Source organism: Affinundibacterium flavidum, assembly GCF_014284175.1.
In the GTDB taxonomy this organism is placed as follows: Bacteria; Pseudomonadota; Gammaproteobacteria; order Burkholderiales; family Burkholderiaceae_D; genus Undibacterium; species Undibacterium flavidum.
The window spans coordinates 1-1,347 of sequence record NZ_JACOGA010000041.1; the positions used below are offsets into that span (position 1 = coordinate 1).

1 protein-coding gene is annotated in these 1,347 nt (G+C 48.3%); it reads left to right on the forward strand.

Going from position 1 to position 1,347, the window contains the following annotated elements; translation table 11 throughout:
• The first annotated feature begins 317 nt into the window (after positions 1-317).
• Positions 318-1,322, forward strand: a complete 1,005-nt coding sequence (locus H8K55_RS21635; RefSeq protein WP_456243345.1) for an IS110 family RNA-guided transposase — start codon at positions 318-320, stop codon at positions 1,320-1,322.
• Positions 1,323-1,347: the final 25 nt, after the last annotated feature.

The window sequence follows — 1,347 nt, forward strand, 5'->3', positions numbered from 1 at the left end:
CCCTTGTATGCTGTCTTATAGATTGTCTGTTCTTGTAGTTGGTTGTATGGTTTTGCGGTAGTAGGTGCCTGCGTAAGGAGCGCGTAGTGCGACTGGAGTTGGCACCTACTACCGCGGCAAAAATGGTAGTTCGTTGGTGAGTTTCCGTTGTTTCGGAAAGTTTTCGGAGGATATTGCATAGCCCGTCCGCCCTTTGGGATACCAAGCCCGTGGAGAAGCACTTGGCGTGCAACATCAGCCGTTGATCTAAAGCCCGAACAGTTGCTTGATGGCGTGCATTTAATCGTGCATTGACCTCGTATTTGCAAGGAGGGGTAATGATGAACGCTTCTGAATTGATTTTCGTCGGAATCGATGTTTCCAAAGATAGCCTGGAGATGGCCTTGGATGACAAAGGTAAAACTCTGCACATCAGCAATGATGAGAAGGGCATCGCCGAGCTTCACGCGGCGATTATGCTTGCCTGTACGCCAGTAGAACCGAACGAAGTACCCCGTACCGTGTCCGCTATCGTGTTGGAGGCCACCGGTGGTTTTGAGCGCAAGGCAGCTATTGCTTTGTGTAGTGCAGGTTTGCCTGTGATGGTGATGAACCCTCGACAGGCGCGTGATTTTGCCAAATCCTTGGGGTATCTCGCTAAGACCGATGCGATTGATGCCAGAGTGTTGAGTCATTTCGCACGTACGCTGTACCACTCTGATAAAGGTGTGCAGTTATTGATGCACTTACCTGATGCAGGGCAAGTGGCATTGCACGCTTTGATGATTCGACGCAAGCAGCTCGTTGAGATGCGGGTGGCCGAGGATAACCGCTTTGCGATGAGTGAGAAAGCCCAGCGCAAAAGTATCGATGCAGTGCGAAAGGTACTCAATAAAGAAATTGGAAAGATTGAACAAGATATGGATGGACATTTAAAAGAGCACTTTGCCAAGCAGCTAAAGTTAATCGACAAGTGCAAAGGCATCGGCCCTGTCACCAAGGCTTCACTGATGGCAGCGTTACCTGAGTTAGGCTCACTTAGTCACGAGCAAATTGCCAAACTGGTCGGTGTAGCTCCTTTAAATTGCGATAGTGGTACACATAAAGGTAAGCGCATCACCTGGGGTGGTCGCGCTGACGTGCGGTGTACTTTATACATGGCCACATTAAGCGCCATGCGTTACAACTCGGTTATTAAAACATTTTACGATCGTTTGATCTCCAAAGGTAAGCTTAAAAAGGTCGCGATAGTGGCGTGCATGCATAAGTTACTGACCATTTTGAACGCCATAATGAAATCAGGAAAACCATGGGACGACGAATATTTAATCAAAAATCCTTGACTCCAAACACAGTTGCTTCTCCCGC

Excerpts from the sequence above, each read along its gene's own strand:
- H8K55_RS21635 (WP_456243345.1), top strand. The coding sequence starts at position 318 with ATGATGAACGCTTCTGAATTGATTTTCGTCGGAATCGATGTTTCCAAA.